A 23047-nucleotide genomic window follows, 5' to 3' on the forward strand; every position below is an offset into this window, starting at 1 on the left:
ACGGCTCGCGACACTGGCCATGCACCCACCGGGACCGAGAGGTCACAACCCTACCGAAGAGGGCTGCAGAAGGGATGGTCCTCTAATGAGCGACGGGGAGGCCGCCGGCGCAGGGGAGTTCGGGGTACGGGAGTTCGGCGCCCGGGCGTTCGCGTCGATGCGCTCCCCGCACGGGCCCGGCGTGGCCGACCGGCCGAACGCCCGGGCCGCCCGCCGGCCGTGTCCGGCGGCCGGTTGACCGCGCGAACGTCCGGTTGACCGGGCGAACGGCCGGTTGACCGCGCGAACGGCCGGCCTGCGCTCCGCCGATCAGGGTCCGGCGGAGCGCAGGTCCGGCGCCTACCGGTCGGTGCCTGCCGATCGGTGCCTACCGGTGGGCGCCTGCCGGTCGGCGACCGAGAATCGGCGCCCGCCGGTCAGCCGACCGTCCGCAACACCTCCAACGCCCGCGCGTGCAGCCCCGGCGCGGCGGCGAGGAAGCTCCGGGCACCGGCCGTCCAGGCCGACCCGGCGGCGTCCGTCACCGTCGCTCCCGCCTCGCTCGCGATGAGCGCGCCGGGCAGCAGGTTGCCCGCGTCGAGTCCGTACTCCCAGAACAGCGCCAGGTGCCCGGAGCCGACCTGGGCCACCTGGAGCGCGGTCGGGCCGAGGTTGCGCACCGCCGGTACCGCGCCCGCCATCGCGGACAGCGACTCGCCCGCCCGCCGCAGCGCCACCGGGTCGGCCGCCGCCCGCGGCGGCTGGCTGGTGGCCGCGACGGCGGCGGCCAACTCCCGTTCCGGCGGCGCGATCCGCCTCCCGTCCAGCTCGGCCCCGCCGCCGAGCACCGCCCGGTAGGTGCGGCCGTCCTGCTCCGGGGCGTGCACCACGGCCAGCACCGCCGCGCCGTCCCGCACCAGGGTGGCGGTCACCGCCCAGTGCGGCTGCCCCAGCAGGTACTGCACCGCGCCGTCGGTCGCGTCGGCCAGCCACCACTCGCCCTCGGCGGGCATCGAGCCGTCCAGCTCCTCGGGGGCCCAACCGGCCTGTGGGCGCAGGGCGGTGAGCCGTTCCCGCAGCGCCGCGGCGGCCGGTCCGTCCAGTTCGGCGAACCGGGCCGCCGCCTGCTCGACCGTCCTCCCGGGGAGCGGTTCGGCGGGCCGGCGCGCCGCCAGCTCCGCACCGACCTCGCGCACGGCCGCCTCCACACCGGCCGCCAGTGTCCACAGCCCGTCGTCCATCGCAGCGACTCCTCCGCTCCCGGGCCGGATGAGCTCCGGCCGCCCGGGGACAAGGAGTACCGTCGGGGCTGCCGAACAGGACGCACCAGCCGACGGAAACGACGGGGATCGGACACCATGGACCTCTCCACTGCCGATCCGGACAGCGTGCTGGACACCCTCGACCGCCGCCTGGTCTGCGCCCTCCAGGTGGACGGGCGGGCCGAGCCCGGCCGGATCGCCGAGGTGCTGGGCGTCTCCGCCCGCACGGTCACCCGCCGCCTGGCCCGGATGCGGCAGGCCGGGGTGCTGCGGGTGGTCCGGCTGCCCGACGTCGAGGACGCCGCCGTGGGCGCGCTGCTGCTGCGGGTCCGGGTGCTGAGCGGCCGGGTGGACGCCATCGCGCGGGCCCTCGCCGACCGCTCCGACGTCCCGTTCGTCGACGTGATGCTCGGCGGTCACGAGGTCGGCGCCGTGGTGCTCACCGACGCAGGCTCCCGCGACCGGCTGCTGTACGGGCAGTTGCCCGCGACCGGCGCCGTCACCGAGACCACCACCCACGCGGTGCTGCACGCCTTCGCCGACGCCGGGCAGTGGCGGGCCGGGTACTTGACCGGCGAGGAGAGCGCCGCGCTCGCCCGGCCTACCGTCATGCGCCCCGCCGCACCCCCGCCGCTGGACGGCCTGGACCGCGCGCTGCTGGAGCGGCTGGGGGAGGACGCGCGGCAGTCCCACGCCGCCTTGGCCGCGGCAGTCGGCTCGCCCGAGTCCACGGTGCGCCGACGCCTGCACCGGCTGGAGGAGGCCGGGCTGCTGCGCACTCACGCCACCGTGGACCCGCGGCTGCTCGGCCTGGCCGTGGACGCCAACCTCTGGCTGGACGTGCCCCCCGGCCGGCTCGCCGAGGTCGGCACGGCGCTGGCCCGCCACCCGCGGGTGCACGGGGTGTTCGCCACCAGTGGCCCGACCAACCTGCTGGCCACGGTGTTCTGCCCGGACCACGGCGAGCTGTACCGCTTCCTCGCCGACACCCTCGGCCCGCTCGGCGTCGCGCGGGCCGAGACCACCATCACCGCCCGCGCGGTGAAGCGGGCCGGCGTGCTGCTCCGGCCGCCGGGACGGCGGGCGTAGCCCCGGCGGGCGCCGTCACCCGGGGGCAAGCCGTTACCCGTGGAGTAATCGACGTCCGTCGCCGGGCCGGGCAGGCTGGTGCCACCCGGTGCGGCCGCCACGGCCCCGGGCTCCCACCCCCTGTCAGGAGGCGATCCGCCATGTCCGCCCACGCGAACACCCTCACTCCCGCGCGACCGCGGTCCGCCTTCTCGCCGTGGACGGTGCGCGGCGCCCTCGCCCTGGACGCCCTGGTCACCGGCGGCAACGGCCTGGCCTACCTGGCCTTCTCCGGCCCGCTCGGCGAGCTGCTCGGGGCCGGCCGCGCCACCCTGGTCGGCCTCGGGCTCTTCCTCCTCGGGTACGCGCTCGCGGTCGGCGCACTGGCATCCCGTCGGAGGCCCCCGACGGGCGGGGTGCGGACCGTGATCGGCCTCAACCTCGCCTGGGTGGTGCTCAGCCTGGCGGCGATGGCGGTGTGGCTGGAACCGGCCGCCGTCGGGTCCGTCTGGATCCCGGTGCAGGCCGCGGTGGTGGCCCTGTTCGCGGCCCTCCAGTTCACTGCGCTGCGGCGGCAGGCCCTATAGCCCGGTCGCGGAGCGCAGGAAGTCCGCCGTCTCCGCGTCGGCCGGCAGGAGGGTCTCCATGGCCAGCTCGGAGACGGTGACGTCCAGCGGCGTGTTGAAGGTCGTGACGGTGGAGAGGAAGGAGAGCACCCGGCCCCCGTGCCGGATCCGCAGCGGCAGCGCGTACGGGAACCCGTCGGTGGCCGGCCCGTCCGGGTCCGCCGGGTCCGCCGGGTTCGCCCTGTCTGCCGTGTCCGGCCCGGTCGCCCCGTCCGGCCCGGAGGTTGCCGGTTCAGGGTAGCCGCGGACCTCCTCGTACAGCCCGAGCAGCGGGTCGGCGCGGACCAGCTCCAGCCGGCGCTCCATCCGCTCCAGCAGGTGCCGCCGCCACTGCCGCAGGTTGGCGATGCGCGGTGCCAGCCCGTCCGGGTGCAGGGTGACCCGGACCGCGTTGAACGGCGGTTCCAGCAGGTGCGGGGCGACGCCGTCCACGAGCAGCCCGAGCGAGCGGTTGGCCGCCAGCACCCGGAAGGAGCCGTCGACCACCAGCGCCGGGTACGGGTCGTGGGCGGCCAGCAGCCGTTCCAGCCCGCCGCGCAGCGCGGCCATCGAAGGGGCGTCCAACGGCGTCTCGGGGTAGTGCGGGGCGTAGCCGGCCGCCAGCAGGAGGGTGTTGCGCTCGCGCACCGGGACGTCCAGCTGCTCGGCCAGTCGCAGCACCAGCTCCCGGCTCGGGCGGGCCCGGCCGTTCTCGACGAAGCTGAGGTGGCGGGTCGAGGAGTCCGCCCGCAGCGCCAGTTGCAGCTGGCTGAGCTGCCGCCGTTCCCGCCAGCCGCGCAGCAGCGGACCGACGCCGCTTCCCGTCGGGCCGCCCATGCCCGCCATGATCGTCATGGCCCAGGACGGTACTCGAACGACCCGGGCCGGCGGCAGGGGGACGCGCGGGATCAGACGCCGGTGCTCGACCCCGGCCGGATGACCATGAGCACCACGACCACGGCCCACAGCAGGTTGAACACCCCGGCGGTCATCGGCAGCAGCTTCAGGCCGCCGACGGCCTTGGCGTGCCGCTCGTCCGACGCGTCGAGTTCCAGCGCGTCCACGGCGGCCTGCTGGCCGGGCAGCACGAAGAGCAGCAGGGCGAGCGCGGCGAGCGCGGTCAGCACCATCGAGACGATCACCCAGGACTGCCCGAGCACGTCCATCACCTGGGCCAGGCCGATGCCCAGCACCGGCACCGCGACCCCGAGCAGCGCGTAGACCTGGGTGATCCGGTGCAGCACGCGCAGCACACCGGCGTCGGAGGCCCCGTCCGGCCCGCCGGCCAGCGCGGCCTTCGCCCGGCGCGGGAACATGCTGACGGCCACCGCGACCGGTCCTATGAACAGGACCGAGACGAGGACGTGCAGGCTCAGCAGGAACTTGGCCATGGCGGGCACCCTTTGGATCCGGTGGGCAGCTGGGTCGGCGGGCGCGCGCGTCCGGCGTGCCCACGACCAGGCACGCTAACACCGCTTATTCACCGGTCCGCCGGGCGGGTGGGCGCCTGGCGGCGGCACCGGGCGGCGGTCTCGACCCCGGCGCAGCCCTTCAGGTCCCCGGCGCAGGCTCCCGGCGCAGGCCCTGGCTCAGGCCCCGGCTCAGCCGGCGGCCGTGAGCGCCACGATCCGGGGCGGGGCGGTGCTGACGGCCGCGACGGCGGCGGCGTGCTCCGGGTCGGTCCAGTCGAGCAGGTGCAGGTCCTCGTACCGGCTGCGCAGCGGGGTGCCCGGCGGGACGGCGAGTGGCAGGGCGGAGAGGTCGATCCGGCCGAGGGTGTCCAGGGTGGCCCGCCCGATCTTGATCAGCGACTCCTTGCGCACCCAGAGCCGCAGGAACGCCCTTTCCGGCTCCGGATCGGCCTCGACCAGGGCGAGTTCGGCCGGGGCGAGCACCCGGCGGGCGACCGCGCCCAGCGAGCCGCCCCGGGTGGCCAGCTCGACGTCCACCCCGACCGGCTGGAACCCGGCGCCGGCCGCGACCACGCCCCGGGTGTGCGACAGGCTCACGTGCACCCCGGGGTGGTCCGGCAGATAGGGCTTGCCGTGGTCGGCGAGTCCGCAGTCCGGGCACTGCTGGGCGAGGACGAGCCCGGCCACCGGCACGCCGAGCAGCCGGGCGGCGCAGAGCCGGACCAGCAGGTGCCCGGCGGTGAAGTCGATCCGCCCGGACTCCTGCCGGAAGCGCGCGGCGCGCTCCCGCTCCATGGCGGTCAGCAGGTGTTCGTCCGCCTCGGGGTGCCGGAGTACGGCATCGGCGGACGCGACGGCGACGAGCGGCGCGCTCTGGTCCTGAGCCTCGGTGGTCATGCCTCCAACCTAGGGCCTGTGTTCGGACTCACCGTCCGCGGGGCCTTGCGGTCGGTGACGACACGCCGGGTGAGCAGTGCTCTATTTGTGCGAATTTCAGATTCAATCTGAGGCTCTGTAATGTGCGGATAGTCCGATTTGGTGTTGGATGTCCCGGATCTGTTGGATTGCCAGGGGGTGGCGCGCAGCGCGGCAGGTCCTTCACCTGTCCTTTTCTCGTGCATGGAGGAGTTGCCAATGGCACAGTCAACCGGTTCGCCGGACCGCAGAACGACCGCCAGAAGGGCGCCGGCGATACCCGGGCGCCGGGCCGTCCGGGTCGCCGCGGCGACCGCCGCCGCCGTGTTGCCGCTCGCCGCGGTGCTGACGGTCGGTTCGGCCGCGCCGCTGGCGCCGCCGTTGGGTGCCTGCTCCGGGCCCGACTGCCCGGCCACCTGGCCGCCGGCCAACAACGGCGACTTCCCCGGGCGGGACGCCACCATCAACGTCTTCACCGGTGGCGACTACACCGTGAACGGCCGTGCCGCCGAGGCCGAGGGCAAGATCGTCGCGCTGGGGAACCTGACCGTCGACAAGGAGGGCGGCGGCGCCTACAACATGGGCGTCGTCGGTGTCGGCTCGCGCGTCGTGCCGCCGAACGGCAGCGACTTCGTGACCACCGGCGGCAACGTCGACGTCGTGACCGGCAACACCATCCTGATCGGCGGCATCGACTCCCGCGGTCCGGCCTTCGGCAACCTGCGCCACGCGGGCACCGTCAACGGGAACGTCAGCATCGACCCCACCGGGGAGCTGATCGAGGACCCGAACGCCGCTGCCCCGTACCGGGAGGTGCTGGCCCAGATCGAGGACGTCTCCGCCTGCGTCGCCCGGGCCACCGCGACCGGCACCGTCGAGGTCACCTCCAGCGAGGCGACCTTCACCGGTGACGGGACCAGCATGAAGCAGGTCTTCAACGTCACCCAGGACCTCGCCTCCCCCAGCGGCGGGCAGATCGGCCTGGTCTTCACCGGCATCCCGGCCGGGGCCACCGTCGTGGTGAACATGCTCGGCGACAGCCCGGTCATCAACACCTACACCGGCACCGGCCTGGCCGGGGACCAGACCACCGAGATGCGATCGAAGTTGATGTACAACTTCCCGACCGCGACCTCGGCCCGGATCCTCGGCAGCGCCCAGTTCCAGGGTTCGGTCCTGGCCGGCAACCCGGCCGGCACCACGACCATCTCGGAGCCGGGCATGAACGGCCGGGTGTACCTGGCGGGCAATCTGATCCACACGGGGACGGGCGGCTACGAGATCCACAGCTATCCGTTCGACGGTGACCTGCCGGACTGCGGATCGACGCCGACGCCTACGCCTACGCCGACCGTGACGCCGACGCCGACTGAGACCCCGACGCCGACGCCGACGGTGACTCCGACTGAGACGCCTACGCCGACCGTGACGCCTACGCCGACCGTGACGCCGACGCCGACGCCGACGCCGACGGTGACGCCGACCGTCACGCCCACGCCCACCGTGACGCCCACGTCCCCGGCCCCGACCTCGCCGGCTCCGACGTCCCCGGCCCCGACCTCGCCGTCGGCCAGTGCGTCGTCATCGAGCGCGGCTCCGGCCCCGACCGGCGACTACCCGTCCGAGGCGCCGACCGGGCAGCCGACCGGCGAAGGCCCGTCCGGCGGCGGTCAGCTGCCGTCCACCGGCGCCGGCAACACCCCGGTGGTCCTCGGCCTGACAGGCGTCGGCCTGCTCGGCCTCGGCGGTCTGGCCGTCCTGGCCGCCCGTCGCCGTGGACGCCACAGCTGACGGTCCGTACGGCCCGTACGGCGTGATGCGCTGACCGACCGAACAACGAAGCAGGCCGCCCGAGTCGATTCGACCGGGCGGCCTGCGCCGTCTCCTCTCCGCTCCCGTTTCCGGCACGGCGCCGCCCCGCCGTCGACGACGTGCCGGAGGCCCGGCGGACCGGAGGCGCGGCGAACAGACCGGCCCCGCAGGCCAGTTAGCCTCGAAGAAGCGCTCCACCGCGCGCCGCCGGGCGGCGACGGCGTGCACCGGTTCGCCGATCACCCGCCCGGCCAGGGGGCCGGCCGGCTCGCCGATGTCCCGGCGCAGCAGCCGGGCCGCTTCCGCCCGGTCGGCGGCGATCCGGGCGCCGCCGGTGGCGAGCAGTTCGTCCCGGGTGCGCAGTCCCTCCGCGCGGGCCGCGACCAGCGCCGCCGCGCCGCGCCCGGCGTACTCCTCCCGGATCCGGGCCGCCTCGTGCCGGGCCTCGGCCGGCTCCAGCAGCCGGGCCTACCGCGTCGCCTCGGTCTCGGCGAACAGGGCCTCGGCGCGTTCGGCGCGGCCCCGGCGGCCTCCCGGCGTTCCTTCCGCAGGCGTCCGATCCTGGGGAGCGGGTGGCGGCCGAGTGCCCACGGCAGCAGGAGGAACAGCGCCAGGCCGAGGAGCAGCGGGACCGGTTCGGGCTTCAGCGGGCCGAGTTCGAGGTTCACGCACGCCTCCCCAGTCCATGACGGCACGTCAACGTCGGTCAGCCCCAAGGATGACAGCGATCGAACTCGGTCCGGGCCTGAGCTGGGTCGCGGCGGTCTCCGGGGTGGCGCCACCACGCTCGCCCCGGAGGCCGCGACGGGCTCACTGGCCCATGACGTACCTGACGGTCGGGCCGGTGGTCCAGCCGCCGTCGACCGCCAGCTCGGCGCCGGTGACGTAGGAGGATTCGTCGGAGAGCAGGTAGACCACGGCGGAGGCGATCTCGGGCGCCTCGCCGACCCGGCCCATCGGGGTGTTGGGGTAGTTGCCCTCGCCGCGCTGGATGCCGACCGAGGCGGTCATCGGGGTGTAGGTCATGCCCGGGTGCACCGAGTTGACCCGGATCCGCTCGCTGCCCAGCTCGACGGCGCCGATCTTGCTCAGGCCGCGCACGCCCCACTTGGAGGCGCCGTAGCCGGCGGTCAGTGCCAGGCCCATCAGGCCGGCCGCGGAGGAGATGTTGACGATCGAGCCGCCGCCGGCCGCGCGCAGCGCCGGGACGACGGTCTTCATCCCGATGAACACGCCGGTCAGGTTGATGTCCAGGACCTTGCGGAAGTGCTCGACGCTCTCGTCCACGAGCAGCGAACCGGTGGAGATCCCGGCGTTGTTGACCAGGCCGTGCACCGCCCCGAACTCGGCCACCGCGAAGTCCACCACGTGCTGCCAGTCCTGCTCCGAGGTCACGTCGTGCCGCACGAACCGCGCCCGCTCGCCGAGTTCGGCGGCGGTGGTGCTGCCGTCGTCCTCCAGCACGTCGGTGATCACCACGTTGGCCCCGGCCGCGACGGCGAGCCGGGCGGCCTCGGCGCCCAGGCCGCGGGCGCCGCCGGTGATGATGACGGTCTTGCCGGTGAGGTCGTTCATGACGTGCTCCTTCGGGGGGCGGGGGAGGAGAGCATGGCGGCGGACATCGTCACCAGGTCGGCGAGGAAGGTCTCCTCGTCCGTCAGGGGGGTGGACCCGGTGAGGTACTGCTGCGCCCGGTCGGCCAGGGCCGCGCCGACGAGGGTGAGGACCAGGTCGATCCGCTCCAGCCGGATCGGCTCCGGAAGGGCGGAGATCCGCTCCTCGACCAGCTCGATCAGCCGCCAGTAGCCGCCGCCGGCCAGGGTGGGGTGCGGGGTCCGGGTGCGGACCCCGCTGTTGTGGCTGACCTGCGCGGAGATCCGCAGGCAGCGCCGGCCCTGTTCGGTGCGCAGTTCGGTGGCCTCGGCGGAGACCAGGGCGCCGAGCAGTCCGGGCAGGTCCGCGTCCGCGAGCGCGGGCAGGTGCGGCGCGAGGGCCCGCTCGGTGCGCTCCTGGCGGCCGGCCATGATCGCGTCGAGCAGGCCCTCGCGGGAGCCGAAGTGGTACTGCACGGCGGACGGGTTGCTCTGCCCGGCCAGTCGGGTGATGTCCCTGGTCAGGGCGGCTTCCACACCCCGGGAGGCGAAGAGTTCCTCCGCCGCCCGCAGCAGCCTCTCGCGGGTCTCGTGGCCCGCCGGTGTCCTTGCCATGCGGCCAGCTTAATGCTGGGCATTATTAATACCAAAGGCACGCCCGCGAACCCCGGGCCACCGCCTCCGGAGGCGCCCCCGTCCCCACGTCACCTCGCCCCGGCCGCTACGTCACCTCGCCCCGGCGGGAGAACCGCTCCGCCCGCCACTCGCCGCTCTCCAGCACCTCGGCCAACTGCCGTGCCGCGTCCAGCACTTCGGTGTACGACAGGTAGAGCGGGGTGAAGCCGAAGCGCATCAGGTCCGGCGCGCGGAAGTCGCCGATCACCCCGCGCTCGATCAGCGCCTGCACCACCGGGTAGCCGTCGGCGTGCCGCAGCGCGACCTGGCTGCCGCGCCGGGCGTGCTCGCGCGGGGTCACCACCTCGATGCCGTCCAGCCCCTCGGTCAGCGAGACGAACAGGTCGGTCAGCGCCAGGCTCTTCGCCCGGACCGCCGCCAGGTCGACCCGCTCCCAGAGGTCCAGCGAGGCGTCCAGGGCGGCCTGGCCCAGCAGCGAGGGCGAGCTGGTGAGGAAGCGGCCGATGCCGGGCTTCGGGTCGTAGCCGGGCTCGAAGGCGAACGGCCGGGCGTGGCCGAACCAGCCGCTCAGCGGCTGGAGCGGGCCGGCCGCCAGGTGCCGCTCGGCGACGTACAGGAAGGCCGGCGAGCCGGGGCCGCCGTTCAGGTACTTGTAGGTGCAGCCGATCGCGAAGTCCGCGCCGGCGGCGCCGAGTTCGACCGGCAGGGCGCCCACCGAGTGGCAGACGTCCCAGATCATCAGGGCGCCGGCGGCCCGCACCCGGGCGGTGATCCCGGGCATGTCCAGCAGCTCGCCGGTGCGGTAGTCCACGTGCGAGAGGACGACCGCGGCGACGTCCCCGTCCAGGTGCCGGTCCAGCTCCTCGGGGCGGATCAGCGCGCTGCGGGCGCCCTCGACCAGTCCGATCACGCCCTCGGCGATGTACAGGTCGGTCGGGAAGGCCTCGGCGTCGCCGAGCACCGTGCCCCGGCCCGGGCGCAGCCGCAGCGCGGCCGACAGCACCTTGAACAGGTTGACCGAGGTGGTGTCGCAGACGACCACCTCCGCCGGGTCGGCGCCGATCAGCGGCGCGATCCGCCGGCCCAGCCGGTACGGCTGCTCGAACCAGCCGGCGTCGTTCCAGCTGCGGATCAGCTCCCGGCCCCACTCCTCCTCGACCACCCGGCGCACCCGCCCGGGCGTGCGCACCGGCAGCGCGCCCAGCGAGTTGCCGTCCAGGTAGATCACCCCGTCCGGCAGGGTGAACTCCTTGCGGAACTCCGCCAGCGGGTCGACGGCGTCCAGCGCCGCGCACTCCTCACGCGTGGTCATTCCCGTCCCTTCCTCGTGCTCCGGGTGCGGAGCGGGGCCCGTCACAGCTCGTCCCGGATCGTCCACAGCTCCGGGAACACGTCCTGGTCGGCCGACTTCCGCAGCCAGACCAGCCCGCTGGAGCCGCCCGAGCCCGGCTTGCCGCCCATGGTCCGCTTGACCGCCGAGAGGTGGCGCTGGCGCCACCGGGTGACCCGCTCGGCCACGTCCAGCAGGGCCTCGCCGAGCGGCTGGAGTGCGGCCCACTCCGGCTCGGTGTACACCCGCCGCCAGGCCGTCTCGACCTCCGCGGACGGCTGGTAGCGCTGCTCGGAGGGCACCGGGCGCGGCGCCAGGCCGCGGCGCGCCAGCAGTGCCAGCGCCTCGTCGTACAGGCCGGGGGAGCGCAGCGCCTCGGCCAGTTCGGCCTGCGTCGCGGGCATCCCGTCGTACATCTTCAGCAGCGCGGCGTTCTTGTTGCCGAGCAGGAACTCCAGGTGCAGGAAGGCGGCGGACTGGAAGCCGGAGGCCTCGCCGAACAGCGGGCGGAAGGAGTTGAACTCGCGTGGCGTCATGGTGGCCAGCAGGTCCCAGGACTCCACCAGCACGTCCTGCACGTGGGTGCCCCGGCGCAGCGCGGCCAGTGCGGCGGTCAGGTCGTCCTCGCGCAGGGCCTGCCGGGCGAGCGTCCACTCGTGCCGCAGCAGGTCGAACAGCAGCTCCATCACCTGGGTGGTGACGATGAACGACAGCTCGGCCGGCTCCTCGCTGCGCGGGTGCTGGAGGCCGTGCAGCTCCTCCAGGCGCACGTACTGGGCGTACGGGGTGCCCCGGCCCGGCGCGCCGGACCGACCGAACGACAGGTTGGGCGTCTCCACCGTGTCGTGCCCCATCCCGATCCCTCCTGATCCCTCCGGGCGCCCTCGCCCGGTCCGGTCGGACCCGGCTCGGCGGGGCCCGGTCCGGGAGACCGGGCCCGGAAAGCCCGGTCCTGTGACCCGGACGGACCGCCGGGTTCCACCGGTGCCCATTGTGCGGCGGCGGTGCCCCCCGCTTGAATGGTCGACGGGCATCGCAACCGCCTCCGGACCTGTCGTTCGCGAGGCGTTCGGCTGATTCGCCTTGTGAACGCAAACCCCGTGATCCCGACCGCCCGGGAGGCCGCCTTGGACGCCGTCGACCGCCGTCTGCTGGCCGAGCTCCAGGCCGACGCCCGGCTCTCGTACAACGAACTCTCCCGCCGGGTGAGCCTGTCCGCACCCGCGGTGGCCGAACGGGTCCGCCGGCTGGAGTCCGAGGGGGTGATCAGCGGTTACCACGCCCATGTGGACCTCACCCGGGCCGGGCTGCCGATCACGGCCCTGGTCCAGATCCAGTGCTACGGCCCGCGCTGCGTGCTGCGCGATCCGGAGGTGGCGACCTGGCCGGAGGTGGTCCAGCTGCACCGGGTCACCGGCGGGGCGTGCTGCGTGCTGCTGGTCGCGGTGTCGACGATGGCCGAGTTCGAGGCGGTGTGCGACCGGCTCGGCGGCTACGGCCAGCCGTCCAGCTCGATGATCCTGTCCAGTCCGGTGTTCTGGCGGCCGGTCGAACCGCGCTGACGGTCGCGGCACGGCAGACCGACCCGCGCCGGCCCGCCGTGCCGCCGGCCGACCCCGCGCCGGCCCGCGTCGGCCCGCCGTGACCACCGCCGGGCCGCCGGCTGGCCTTGACGCGGGCGTCAGGGAGTAGGTTCCCGGGCATGCCGAACGAGCGCCACATCCTGCTGCTGCCCGGAAGCCTCCGGGCCGGTTCCACCAACGAGACGGTGCTGCGCACGGCCGCCGCCGTGGCCGCCGCCACCCCCGGCCTGCGGACCACGTACTACGCGGGGCTGGCCGGGCTGCCGCACTTCAACCCGGACCACGACACCGACCCGCTGCCGGAGCCGGTGGTCGCGCTGCGGGCCGCGATCGAGGCGGCCGACGCGCTGCTGGTCTGCACCCCGGAGTACGCGGGGACGCTGCCGGGCGCGTTCAAGAACCTGCTGGACTGGACGGTCGGCGGGATCGAGATCTCGGACAAGCCCGCGGCCTGGATCAACGCCGCCGGCCCGGGGCGCGGCCTGGGCGCCGAGGCCACCCTGCGCACCGTCCTCGGCTACACCGGCGCGGCCGTGGTGGACGGGGCCTGCGTCCGGATTCCGCTGGAGCGCGGGGCGGTCGGCCCGGACGGGCTGGTCGCCGACCCGCTGGTGCGCGAGCGGATCGGCGCGGTGCTGGCCCGGCTCGCGGCGGCCTGACCGGCGGTTCCCGGCCCGTCGCCGTCGCCGCCCCCGGCCCGGCCCGTCCCGTCCGTTCCGTTTCCCCGCCCGGCTCAGTGCCCCGCGGGCAGCGGCACCCCGAGCCCCGCCAGGCCCTCCAGGAACAGCTCCACGCCGACCGCCGCCAGCAGCAGCCCGAGCAGCCGGGACAGCACCTCCAGGGAGGTGCGGTGGGTGCGCCGCATCAGCGGCGCCAGCAGCGCCACGCAGAGGTAGTTGATCACCACGACGGCCACGTAGGCCCCGGAGACGGCGGCCTTCCAGCCCCAGTCGTCCTGGTTGAGCGAGGCGACCAGGACGGCCGTGATCGCGAGCGGGCTGGCGACGTACGGCAGCAGGAGCTCGCGGATGCCGTCCACCAGCGGGTTCGCCAGGTGCTCGTCCTCGTCGCCCTCCGCGCCGAGGTGGACACCGAAGACCAGGGCGACGGCGTAGACGAAGAAGATCGCCCCGCCCGCGATCCGGAGCGACTGGTCGCTGATGTGGAACAGCGTGGTCAGCTCGTCGGCCCCGAAGCCGAGCACCAGGCCGATCACCGCCGAGATGACCGTGCTCAGCGCCGCCAGCCGGCGCAGCTCCTGGTTGCTGCGGGTCCCCGCCAGGCGGGCGAAGGCCAGCAGGGTCTTCGGCGGCCCGACCACGGCGAAGAAGGTGATGAAGGCGCTGGCGAGGTTGAAGACGAACATGGGCCCAGCATGACCGCGGGGCCGGGTGCGCCCGGCCCGCCACGCCCCGCGGCCGGGCGTGGCGTAGGTCTCTCCGGCCGGCGGTCCGCTCCTCGGGTTCATTCCCGATCGGCGGCGAATTCGCCCGGATGGCGGCCCCGGCTCGAAGGGACGGTCGCTCTCGGGTGCCATGGAAGGTGCCGCGGAAGCAGGACCGCCGACGAGGCGGTCCATCCCTGCGCCGAGACCGAAACGAGGATGCGACATGTGCCTGAACCGTAAGGACCTGGGCCTGCTGGCCCTGCGCAGCGCGGTCGGCGGGGTGCTGATCGCGCACGGCACCCAGAAGCTGTTCGGCTGGTTCGGCGGCGGCGGCCTGGAGGGCACCACCGAGGCCATGGAGCACATGGGCTTCCACCCGGCCCGGCAGAGCGCGCTCGCGGCCGGTGTCGGCGAGGCGGGCGGCGGTGCGCTGCTGGTGGCCGGGCTGGCCACCCCGGCGGCCGGGGCGGTGGTGGCCGGGACGATGGCGGGCGCGGTGTCGGTGCACGCCCCGGCCGGTTTCTTCGCGATGTCCGGCGGCTACGAGTACCCGGCCTTCCTCGGCGCGGCCGGACTGGCGATCGGCCTGGCCGGCGCCGGCCGGTACTCGCTGGACCACCTGACCGGCCACGTCTTCGACCGGCCGTGGGTCGGCCTGGTGTCCTTCGTGGCGAGCGCGGCCGGGGCGTACGGCGTGGTCGCGCGGCGCCGGCACGTGGTGCGGCTGCGGGAGGAGCGGGCCGCGGTGGAGTCGGACGAGCAGGAGGGCTCGGGGCTCTCGTAGCCGCCGCGTCATCCGGAGGCAGCAGCCCTGCTGGCGACGGTCCGCGGGCTCCCGGAGGGTGGGCGGGAGGTGTGCCGGGCAGCCCCGGCACACCGTGCCGCCACCGGGGCCGCCCGAGCGCGGAGCCGGACCGCCCGAGCGCGGAACCGGGCCGCCCGAGCGCGGAGCCGGACCGCCCGACCGGAGACGAGGGACCACATGGACCGCCAGCCGCTCACCCGCGCCGGCTCCCCGGCCCCGCCGGGGGCCCTGCCGAGGGCGCTGTCGCGGACCACCGCGCGGGACCCGGGCGCGCCGCCGGCGCGACCCCGGCGACCGCTCGTCGCCGGGGGGTTGGCCGCGGTGGTGGTCGGCGCCGCGGTGCTCGCGGGCTGTTCCACCGCCGGCGGCGCGAAGGACGCGGGCTCCTCGGCGGCCGCCGCCGTGAAGAAGGCCGCGAGCGCCGCCGCCTCCGCCGCCTCGGCGCTGGCGTCGGGGGCCGGTGAGGCGGAGACGGCGATCGCCTCGGCGCGGGCGCGGGCCTCGTCGGCCGCGTCGGCGGCCTCCTCGGCCGTCGCCGGGATCAAGGGAGGGCTGGACGCCAAGGCGGACGTCGCCGTCGAGTCGGTGACCACCGGATCGGACGGCAGGGCGCAGGCGCGACTGACCGTCACCAACCACGGGCAGCAGCCGTACCGGTACGTGGTCCAGCTGAACTTCACCGACGAGTCCGGCAAGGTGCTGGACGCGACCGCGGTGACCGTCCAGGACGTGGCCGCCGGGCAGAGCGCCCAGGCCACCGGGCGCTCCAACCGCGAACTCTCCGGCGCGGTCAGGGCCGAGGTGGCGAACGCCGTCCGGTACTGACTCGCGCTGATGACTCCCGGCGCAGCCGCCCAGCTCAGCGCGGGGGTGGAACCTTAAGCGGGGCTCAAGGCCCAACAGGACCCCTTGACGGGTGAGTTGGTCTAGTCCATTTTTATTCCCCAGGTGCAGGGAGCCCCTGAACCGGCGTCAGCGGCCTCGTGCCGCCGGCGCCGGTTCGGCACATCCCGGTAGTCCGTCATGGTCTGATCCCGCTCGATTCCCCACCCATGCCTGTCATGTCCCGGTCGTCCGGCCCCACCCCGGACGAGTGCCCCCCGGGGCGACGGGAAACCCCCACAACCAGGAGTCACGCACCCATGCTGCGCTCACGCATTGAAAGGGCCGGGACCCCGGCTCCGGACGGCGGCTCCCGCCGTCGGCCCAAGAGCCTGGCCGCCATCGCGGTCGGCACCACCGCCTCCCTGCTGCTCGGCGCCGGCCTCGCGCTGACCGGCGGCGGCGCGGCCAACGCCGCGACCACCAACTCGACCGGTGCGCCCGCCACCAGCGGCGGCCTCAAGGTCGCGTACTACGACCAGTGGTCGATCTACGCGAACGCGTACTACCCCAAGACGATCCAGGACACCGGCGTCGCCGGGAAGCTGGACTACATGATCTACTCGTTCGCCAACATCCACCCGACCGACCTCGGATGTTTCCAGGCCACCAAGGCCGCGGACCAGAACGACAACAACCCCAACGCGGGTGACGGCGCCGCGGACGCGTTCGCCGACTACCAGAAGAGCTTCGGCCCGGACATCTCGGTCGACGGCGTCGGCGACGTCTGGAACCAGCCGATCGCGGGCAACTTCAACCAGCTGAAGAAGCTGAAGGCGAAGAACCCGAACCTCAAGATCCTGCTCTCCATCGGTGGTTGGACCTACTCCAAGTACTTCTCGGCGGCCGCCGCCACGGACGCCTCGCGCAAGCACCTGGTGTCGTCCTGCATCGACATGTTCATCAAGGGCAACCTGCCCGTCGACGCCGGCTACGGCGGTCCGGGCTCGGCGGCCGGCATCTTCGACGGCATCGACATCGACTGGGAGTACCCGGGCGGCGGCGGCCACACCGGCAACCTCTCCAGCCCGGCGGACAAGCAGAACTTCACCGCCCTGCTGAAGGAGTTCCGCACCCAGCTGGACGCGCAGGGCGCGGCCGACAAGAAGACCTACGCCCTGGCGGCGGCGGTCGGCGCCGGCCAGGACAAGATCATGAACGTCGAGACCGACAAGATCGGTCAGTACCTGACCTTCCTCGACGTCATGACCTACGACATGCACGGCGGTTGGGACGCCCAGGGCCCGACCAACCACCAGGCCGCGCTCTACGCCGGTCCGAACGACCCGTCGACCCCGGTCAAGCCGGGCAACGGCAAGTACTCGATCGACAACGCCATCAAGGCGTGGACGGTCGGTGACAAGGACTACGGCATCCCCGGCGGCTTCCCCGCCAACAAGATCAACATGGGTGTGCCGTTCTACTACCGCGGCTGGACCGGCGTGAAGGACAACGGCCAGCACGGCCTGTTCCAGCCCGCCGCGCAGCCGGCCGCCGGCGCGGCGATGTCCGGCAACATGCCCGGCATCCAGATGTACAAGGAGCTCGCGGGCTTCGTCGACAACCCGTCGAAGACCTACTGGGACGACGCGGCCCAGGCCACGTACTTCTACGACGGCAACACCTTCTGGAGCGGTGAGGACGCCAAGTCGATCCAGGCCAAGCTCGACTACGCGCACTGCAACGGCCTCGGCGGTTCCTTCGCCTTCTCGCTGTACGACCTGGGCACCAAGACCGCCCTGTTCGACAAGATGGTGAGCGCCACCAACGGCTCCGCCGCCTCCTGCCCGGCCCCGCCGGCCCCGACCGGTTCGGCGACGCCGACCCCGACCCCGACCGGTTCGTCGACCCCGACCCCGACCCCGACCGGCACGGTGACCCCGACCCCGACCGCCACCCAGACCACGCCGGCGCCGTCCTGCTCGGCCGCCCCGAGCTGGAACGCCGGCACCGTGTACGCGGCCGGCGGCACCAAGGTCTCGTGGAAGGGCCACTACTACTCCAACAAGTGGTGGACCCAGGGCGACGACCCGAGCCTGAGCGGCTCGTGGGGCGTCTGGACCGACCTCGGCCCCTGCTGACGGTCGAAGCGCCGAGGGCCTGACGGACCCTCGCGGCACCTGAAGTGACGAGTCCGGCCCGCCGGGAGGAACCTCCTCCCGGCGGGCCGGACTCGTCTGCTTTCCCCGGGGCCCCGCGGGTCAGGCCAGGTCCTCGGTGCGCCCGAGCGCGTCCGGCTGGCTCTCCTCGATCCGCCGCAGCATCCGGCCCAGCGTCGCGGAGAGCTCGACGCGCTCCTCGCCCGCGACGTCCTGGAGGAACTCCTCCTCGAACACCGCCGCCATCCGCATCGACTCCAGCCACTTGTCCCGGCCGGTCTCGGTCAGTTCGATGATCACCCGCACCCGGTTGGCCTCGTCCCGCTCCCGGGTGACCAGGCCGTCGGCCACCATCCGGTCGATCCGGTGGGTCATCGCCGCCGGGGTGAGCCCGAGCCGCTTGGCCAGCTCGCCCGGCCCCAGCCGGTACGGGCTGCCGGAGACCACCAGGGCCTTGAGCACCTCCCACTCGGCGGAGGTGATTCCGAGCACAGTCAGCTGGCGGTCGTACGCCACGCCCATCCGCCGGGACAGCCGGAGGAGGGACTGCACGATGGTCTCCACCTGTGGGTCGACGGTGGGGAACTCCCGCTGGTATAGAGCCACTTGCTCCGCGATGCCGACTTCCAGGCGGGTGGCCGGGACGGGCGTGCCGACAGCCGGCCGCGGCTTGTCCGTAGTCATGCCGAACAGTGTCGCACGGTCGTGCACTCCTTAAGCCTTTGACTCCGCACCCTTCCGGTGCTAAGACTTTATCTCGTCAAACTTTAGCTCTGAAGTCTTCCGGGCTCAAGAGTATCCAGTCGAAACCAGGAAGGGATGTGCACGGTGACCGGCACGGTGAAGCAGCAGAGGCAGCAGCGGCGTGGAGCGGGCGGCCCGCTGCGCCGCGTCCAGATCGGCAACGCGCTCAGTGCGTTCGGCGGCGGGTTCACGATGCCGTACATGTTCGTGTACGTGGACCAGGTGCGCGGGCTGGGTTCGCTGGCGGCCGGGATGGTGTTCACCGTCTTCGCGCTGGCGGCCCTCGCCGTGCTCCCGTTCACCGGCCGCGGCATCGACAGGTACGGCCCCCGCCCGGTGCTGCTGGCCGGCGCGGGGCTCGCCGCCACCGGCGCGTTCGCCTTCGGCCACGCCACCGGCACCCCGGCCCTGCTGGTCTCGTCCTTCCTGTTCGGCGCGGGCGTCACCACCTGCCAGCCGGCGCTCGCCACGATGATCGTCCGCTGCTCCACGGCCGCCACCCGTTCGCACGCCTTCGCGCTCCAGTTCACCCTGGTCAACCTGGGCATGGGCGTCGGTGCGCTGGTCGGCGGGCAGATCGTGAACGTGGCCGACCCGGCCAGCCTCACCCGGCTGTTCACCATCGAGGCGGCGACGTTCCTCGGCCTCGCCCTGGTCACCGGCACCGCCCGGATGCCCAAGGTCCAGCTGACCGCCGTCCACGAGAGGGCGGACGGCCCGACCGGCCTGCGCGCCCTGCTCGCCGACAAGGCGATGGTGCGGCTCAGCATCCTCGCCGGGCTGATCTTCTTCACCTGCTACGGCCAGTTCGAGTCCGGCGTCGCGGCCTTCGCCACCGACACCGTCGGCACCGCGCCCTCCACCCTGGGCTTCGCGATCGGCGCCAACGCGCTGACCATCGTGGTGCTCCAGATGTTCATGGTGCGGATCACCGCGCGCCGCCGCCGCACCACCGCGATGGCCGCGGCCGCCGTGGTCTGGCTCGGCGCCTGGGCGATGGCCCTGGTGGCCGGCCTGATCCGGACGGAGGCCATGGCCGCCACGGTCGCCATCGTCTCGATCTACGCCCTCTTCGGCGTCGGCGAGTCGCTGCTCGCGCCCACCATGGGCCCGATCGTCGCGGACCTCGCCCCGGCCCGGCTGCTCGGCACCTACAACGCCGGATACGCCCTGGTGAAGCAGATCGCGGTCGCGGTCGGCCCCGCCGTCGGCGTGCTGCTGGTCGGCTCCGGCACCTGGCCGCTGTACCTCGCGGCCATGGCGGGCTCCACGCTGCTGATCGTCGCCCTGGCGCTGCGGCTGCGGCCGCACCTCACGCCGGAGCAGGACAACGCGGCCCCGGCCGTGGTCCACGCCGTCCCGGTCCGGGAGCTCCAGACCGCCGCGTAGCGCAACGGCCCGCAAGGGCGTTTGAATCGGGCGCCGACCAGGTCACCTGGTCGGCGCCCGTCGCGCTTGGCTTCCCGAGCACCGCCACATAGTGTCGGTGGCTGTCGACCGTCCGGCCCACACCGGAGCGGCAGGACCCGGGCAAGCGCCCGGACCCCCGGCGGCGCCCGTACTCCGGGCGGAACAGACAGACGAATCGGCGAGGCTATGACGCAAGCGGCGCTCACGCACCCACCGGCGGCCCCGGCCCCCGCCGCCCCGGCCCCGGTCCCGCGCGGGGGCCTGGTCCGCTGGGCGGCCGACCGCTCCGGCTGGCTCGGACCGATCGGCGTCGCGCTCTTCGCCGGCCTGCTGCGGTTCTGGAACCTCGGCTACCCCAGGGCCTTCGTCTTCGACGAGACCTACTACCCCAAGGACGCCTGGTCGCTGCTCCGGCAGGGCTACGAGGGCACCTGGCCCGACCACGCCAACGCCGACATCCTGGCCTCCCCGCCCTCCGTCCCGCTGAGCTCCGCGGCCGAGTTCATCGCGCACCCGCCGCTCGGCAAATGGGTGGTGGCGATCGGCGAGCAGCTGTTCGGGCTCAACCCCTTCGGCTGGCGGTTCATGACCGCCCTGCTCGGCACCCTCACCGTGCTGATGCTCGCCCGGATCGGCCGCCGCCTCTTCGGCTCCACCCTGATCGGCTGCACCGCCGCGCTGCTGATGTCGGTCGACGGCCTCCAGCTGGTGATGAGCCGGGTCGGCCTGCTCGACGGCATCCAGATGTTCTTCGTGCTCGCCTCCTTCGGCAGCCTGCTGATCGACCGCGACCACACCCGCGCCCGGCTCGCCACGGCTGCCGACGGCGACGCCGTCCGGCTCGGGTGGCGCCCCTGGCGGATCGCCGCCGGGGTGTTCGTCGGCGCCGCCTGCGCGGTCAAGTGGAACGGTGCGATGGTCCTCGCCGCCTTCGGCCTGCTGACCGTCCTGTGGGACCAGGCCGGCCGCCGCGGCGCCGGAGCCCGCCACCCCTGGCGCTCCATGCTGCGCCGGGACGCCGTCCCCGCCTTCCTCGCCATGGTGGGCTCCGCCACGGTGGTGTACGTCGGCTCCTGGAGCGGCTGGCTGGCCAACAGTGGGAACGGTGGGGGCGGCTACGACCGGCACTGGGCGGACGGGCGCGCCGGGCTCTCCCCGGACAGCTTCCTCGGCATCCCGCTGCCCCAGGTCCCGATGAGCTGGGTGCCCGCGCCGCTGCGCGGCCTGTGGCACTACCACGCGCAGATGTACGACTTCAACACCGGTCTGAGCACCCCGCACACCTACCAGTCCAACCCCTTCTCCTGGCTGGTGGTGGGCCGCCCGGTCTCGATGTACTGGGAGCAGGTCCCGGCCGGGCAGCGCGGCTGCACCTCCTCGGGCGGCTGCGCGGCGCAGATCCTCGGCCTCGGCACGCCGTTCCTGTGGTGGACGGCCTGCTTCGCGCTGGTCTACCTGCTGTGGCGCTGGTTCTTCCGGCGGGACTGGCGCTCGGGCGCGGTGCTCTGCGCGGTGGCCGCGGTCTACCTGCCCTGGTTCCGGTACCAGGAACGGACGATCTTCTCCTTCTACATGGTCGTGCTGGTGCCGTTCCTGTGCCTGGCCGTCGCCCAGATGCTCGGGGCGGTGCTCGGCCCGGCCGGGTGCGGCCCCGGGCGCCGCCGGACCGGCGCGATCGCGGCCGGGGCGATCGTGCTCGCGATCGTCGGCTGCTTCGCCTTCTTCTACCCGCTGTACACGGCGCAGGTGATCCCGATGTCGTCCTGGCAGGACCGCATGTGGTTCACCAGCTGGATCTGACGGGCCCGGTGGGTGTGAGGACCTCCGCGGACCTGGCGGCCTCCGCCGGCCAGTTGCTGCCGGTCACCCCGGTGCTCGGGGTGGTCACCGCCGTGCTGCTGCTGGCCGCCGTCGCGGTGGCCGGGTGGGGCCTGCTCGGACACGGGCACGCGGTGCTGCGGGCCGGGCTGCGCGCGGTGGTGCAGCTGGCCGCCGTCGCCGCGGTGATCACCTGGGTGGTCGGCTCGCTCTGGTGGTCGTCGCTGTTCGTGCTGCTGATGTTCACGGTCGCGGTGCGCACCGCCGGGCGGCGGATGACCCCGGGGCCCGGCTGGGTCTGGGCCGCCGCCCCGATCGGTGTCGGGGTGCTGCCGGTGCTCGCACTGCTGCTGGGCGTCGGACTGCTGCCCGCCCGGGGGCTGTCCGTCATCCCGGTCGCGGGCATCCTGATCGGCGGCGCGCTCAGTGCCACCTCGCTGGCCGGTCGGCGGGCCCTGGACGAGCTGCGGCTGCGGCGCGGCGAGGTGGAGGCGGCGCTGGCGCTCGGCTTCGAGGAGCGGGAGGCCCGGCTGGAGATCTGCCGGACGGCGGCGGCGACCTCGCTCGTCCCGGCGCTGGACCAGACCCGGACGGTCGGCCTGGTCACCCTGCCCGGGGCCTTCGTCGGGATGCTGCTGGGCGGGGCCTCGCCGGTCCAGGCGGGGGCGGTGCAGTTGTTCGTGCTGATCGGGCTGCTGGCGGTGGAGTCGGTGGCGATCGTGGTGGTGCTGGAGCTGGTCGGGCGCGGGCTGGTGGCGGCCGAGCCGCACGGGGCGGCTGCCTAGGCTCCGGGCGGGTCGTCCCGCCGGATCGGCCGGTCGGCGCGGTCGGGTAGGGTGGGGGCCGTTGAAGGGGAGTAGCCCTCCACCGGACCGTCGACATACTGGCCCCCACGGGCCCGGCGCCCGGGGCCCCGCTCGATGAGCGGTGCCGGCGAGACCTTCGGCCGCAGTGCTGTGACCATGACCAGTGCTGTCGGGCCGAAGCGTCCCCTGACGGACCTGCGGAGGCCGGGCAGCCCGCTGACCGAGGAACCCCTGATGAGTCTGACCGTTGCCGCGTTGACCTTCGGCATCATCTTCCTGGCCGAACTGCCGGACAAGACCGCGCTGGCCAGCCTGGTGCTCGGCACCAAGTACCGGGCGAGCCACGTCTTCGCGGGCGTCGCCGCCGCGATGGCCCTCCAGGTGGGCCTGGCGCTCGTGGCCGGGCACCTGCTCTCGCTGCTGCCGCACCGCTGGGTGGAGGGCGTCACCGGCCTGCTGTTCCTGGTCGGTGCGGCCATGCTGCTGTTCCACGGAGGCGGGGACGAGGACGGGCACGCCGCCAAGGAGCCGTCCTCGAACAGCTTCTGGAAGGTGGCCGGGGCCAGCTTCGTGGTGGTCGCGATCGCCGAGTTCGGCGACCTGACCCAGATCATGACCGCCAACCTGGCCGCCAAGTACGCCGACCCGCTGGCCGTCGGCCTGGGCTCCTGGCTGGCGCTGTGCGCGGTCGGCGGGATCGCCATCGTGGGCGGGCAGAAGCTGCTCAAGTACGTGCCGATGAAGCTGATCATCCGGGTGGCGGCGGCGGTCATGGTGGTGCTGGCGGGCGTCAGCCTCTTCGGGGCGATCACCTCCTAATGCTGTTGTCAAGCCGCTGATGTGACTGGGAGGTCGCCTTGGTAGCACCGTCCGTCACGGATCAGAGCCCACAGGACGTTCAC

23 protein-coding genes are annotated in these 23047 nt (G+C 73.8%); 13 read left to right on the plus strand and 10 right to left on the minus strand.

The features are described from left to right. Positions 1-85 precede the first annotated feature (85 nt). Complete coding sequence (locus ACZ55U_RS35835) at positions 86-238, plus strand: hypothetical protein (protein ID WP_465533209.1); 153 nt, start codon at positions 86-88, stop codon at positions 236-238. Positions 239-416: 178 nt separating this feature from the next. On the opposite strand, the gene ACZ55U_RS35840 is transcribed toward ACZ55U_RS35835, so the two are convergent. Beyond that, positions 417-1220, minus strand: coding sequence for an inositol monophosphatase family protein (locus ACZ55U_RS35840; RefSeq protein WP_465533211.1), 804 nt, complete (start codon positions 1218-1220; stop codon positions 417-419). Between the two features lie 117 nt (positions 1221-1337). Between ACZ55U_RS35840 and ACZ55U_RS35845 the strand changes: the two genes are divergently transcribed. Continuing rightward, the gene (locus ACZ55U_RS35845) at positions 1338-2330 is read left to right on the plus strand and encodes an Lrp/AsnC family transcriptional regulator (protein WP_465533213.1); all 993 of its coding nucleotides are present in this window, start codon (positions 1338-1340) and stop codon (positions 2328-2330) included. A gap of 140 nt (positions 2331-2470) precedes the next feature. After that, positions 2471-2896 (plus strand): hypothetical protein, encoded by a 426-nt coding sequence (locus tag ACZ55U_RS35850; protein ID WP_465533215.1) that lies wholly within the window; start codon positions 2471-2473, stop codon positions 2894-2896. Here the strand turns inward: ACZ55U_RS35850 and ACZ55U_RS35855 are convergent. From ACZ55U_RS35855 to ACZ55U_RS35865, 3 genes are all read right to left on the minus strand, one after another. After that, a complete protein-coding gene (locus ACZ55U_RS35855) occupies positions 2891-3769 on the minus strand; it encodes a helix-turn-helix domain-containing protein (RefSeq protein WP_465533217.1) in 879 nt (292 codons plus the stop codon). The genes ACZ55U_RS35850 and ACZ55U_RS35855 overlap by 6 nt on opposite strands. Positions 3770-3822: 53 nt before the next feature. Continuing rightward, on the minus strand, positions 3823-4305 hold the full coding sequence (locus ACZ55U_RS35860; protein ID WP_465533219.1) for a hypothetical protein: 483 nt from the start codon (positions 4303-4305) through the stop codon (positions 3823-3825). Positions 4306-4515: 210 nt separating this feature from the next. Next, the gene (locus ACZ55U_RS35865; RefSeq protein ID WP_465533221.1) at positions 4516-5223 is read right to left on the minus strand and encodes a 4'-phosphopantetheinyl transferase family protein; all 708 of its coding nucleotides are present in this window, start codon (positions 5221-5223) and stop codon (positions 4516-4518) included. Between the two features lie 237 nt (positions 5224-5460). On the opposite strand from ACZ55U_RS35865, the gene ACZ55U_RS35870 reads away from it, so the two are divergent. Then, positions 5461-7032, plus strand: coding sequence for a choice-of-anchor A family protein (locus ACZ55U_RS35870; RefSeq protein WP_465533223.1), 1572 nt, complete (start codon positions 5461-5463; stop codon positions 7030-7032). 831 nt (positions 7033-7863) lie between these two features. On the opposite strand, the gene ACZ55U_RS35875 is transcribed toward ACZ55U_RS35870, so the two are convergent. The 4 genes from ACZ55U_RS35875 to ACZ55U_RS35890 form a co-directional block, all read right to left on the minus strand. Next, positions 7864-8628 carry a glucose 1-dehydrogenase gene (locus ACZ55U_RS35875; RefSeq protein ID WP_465533225.1) on the minus strand — a complete coding sequence of 255 codons (765 nt, stop codon included), beginning with the start codon at positions 8626-8628 and terminating at the stop codon, positions 7864-7866. After that, the gene (locus tag ACZ55U_RS35880) at positions 8625-9260 is read right to left on the minus strand and encodes a TetR/AcrR family transcriptional regulator (RefSeq protein ID WP_465533227.1); all 636 of its coding nucleotides are present in this window, start codon (positions 9258-9260) and stop codon (positions 8625-8627) included. Before ACZ55U_RS35880 ends, ACZ55U_RS35875 begins: the two co-directional genes overlap by 4 nt. A gap of 106 nt (positions 9261-9366) precedes the next feature. Next, complete coding sequence (gene kynU, locus ACZ55U_RS35885; RefSeq protein ID WP_465533229.1) at positions 9367-10593, minus strand: kynureninase; 1227 nt, start codon at positions 10591-10593, stop codon at positions 9367-9369. Positions 10594-10634: 41 nt separating this feature from the next. Then, positions 10635-11465: a tryptophan 2,3-dioxygenase gene (locus ACZ55U_RS35890; protein WP_465533231.1), complete on the minus strand. Its 831-nt coding sequence runs from the start codon at positions 11463-11465 to the stop codon at positions 10635-10637. Positions 11466-11696: 231 nt separating this feature from the next. Here ACZ55U_RS35890 and ACZ55U_RS35895 point away from each other — a divergent pair, with 231 nt between their 5' ends. Together ACZ55U_RS35895 and ACZ55U_RS35900 are read left to right on the plus strand one after the other, a co-directional pair. After that, positions 11697-12173: an Lrp/AsnC family transcriptional regulator gene (locus ACZ55U_RS35895; RefSeq protein WP_465533233.1), complete on the plus strand. Its 477-nt coding sequence runs from the start codon at positions 11697-11699 to the stop codon at positions 12171-12173. A 140-nt stretch (positions 12174-12313) separates the two neighbouring features. Continuing rightward, positions 12314-12853 carry an NADPH-dependent FMN reductase gene (locus ACZ55U_RS35900; RefSeq protein WP_465533235.1) on the plus strand — a complete coding sequence of 180 codons (540 nt, stop codon included), beginning with the start codon at positions 12314-12316 and terminating at the stop codon, positions 12851-12853. Between the two features lie 74 nt (positions 12854-12927). Here ACZ55U_RS35900 and ACZ55U_RS35905 read toward each other — a convergent pair whose 3' ends face one another. Then, positions 12928-13560, minus strand: coding sequence for a MarC family protein (locus tag ACZ55U_RS35905; protein ID WP_465533237.1), 633 nt, complete (start codon positions 13558-13560; stop codon positions 12928-12930). A gap of 244 nt (positions 13561-13804) precedes the next feature. Here ACZ55U_RS35905 and ACZ55U_RS35910 point away from each other — a divergent pair, with 244 nt between their 5' ends. The 3 genes from ACZ55U_RS35910 to ACZ55U_RS35920 all read left to right on the plus strand — a co-directional run bounded on the left by ACZ55U_RS35910 (position 13805) and on the right by ACZ55U_RS35920 (position 17349). Continuing rightward, positions 13805-14365: a DoxX family protein gene (locus ACZ55U_RS35910; protein WP_465533239.1), complete on the plus strand. Its 561-nt coding sequence runs from the start codon at positions 13805-13807 to the stop codon at positions 14363-14365. A gap of 198 nt (positions 14366-14563) precedes the next feature. Further along, a complete protein-coding gene (locus ACZ55U_RS35915; protein WP_465533241.1) occupies positions 14564-15211 on the plus strand; it encodes an FxLYD domain-containing protein in 648 nt (215 codons plus the stop codon). A gap of 317 nt (positions 15212-15528) precedes the next feature. Next, entirely contained in the window at positions 15529-17349 is a 1821-nt protein-coding gene (locus tag ACZ55U_RS35920) for a glycosyl hydrolase family 18 protein (RefSeq protein WP_465533243.1), read from the plus strand. A 120-nt stretch (positions 17350-17469) separates the two neighbouring features. Here the strand turns inward: ACZ55U_RS35920 and ACZ55U_RS35925 are convergent, their stop codons facing one another. After that, entirely contained in the window at positions 17470-18051 is a 582-nt protein-coding gene (locus tag ACZ55U_RS35925) for a MarR family winged helix-turn-helix transcriptional regulator (protein WP_465533245.1), read from the minus strand. A gap of 144 nt (positions 18052-18195) precedes the next feature. On the opposite strand from ACZ55U_RS35925, the gene ACZ55U_RS35930 reads away from it, so the two are divergent. From ACZ55U_RS35930 to ACZ55U_RS35945, 4 genes are all read left to right on the plus strand, one after another. Next, positions 18196-19500 carry an MFS transporter gene (locus ACZ55U_RS35930; protein WP_465533247.1) on the plus strand — a complete coding sequence of 435 codons (1305 nt, stop codon included), beginning with the start codon at positions 18196-18198 and terminating at the stop codon, positions 19498-19500. Positions 19501-19707: 207 nt separating this feature from the next. Then, complete coding sequence (locus ACZ55U_RS35935; protein WP_465533249.1) at positions 19708-21321, plus strand: dolichyl-phosphate-mannose--protein mannosyltransferase; 1614 nt, start codon at positions 19708-19710, stop codon at positions 21319-21321. A gap of 14 nt (positions 21322-21335) precedes the next feature. Then, positions 21336-22124, plus strand: coding sequence for an ABC transporter permease (locus ACZ55U_RS35940; RefSeq protein ID WP_465533251.1), 789 nt, complete (start codon positions 21336-21338; stop codon positions 22122-22124). Positions 22125-22376: 252 nt separating this feature from the next. Continuing rightward, positions 22377-22964: a TMEM165/GDT1 family protein gene (locus ACZ55U_RS35945; RefSeq protein WP_465533253.1), complete on the plus strand. Its 588-nt coding sequence runs from the start codon at positions 22377-22379 to the stop codon at positions 22962-22964. The last annotated feature ends 83 nt before the right edge of the window (positions 22965-23047 follow it).

Source organism: Kitasatospora sp. NPDC034533 (assembly GCF_055575155.1).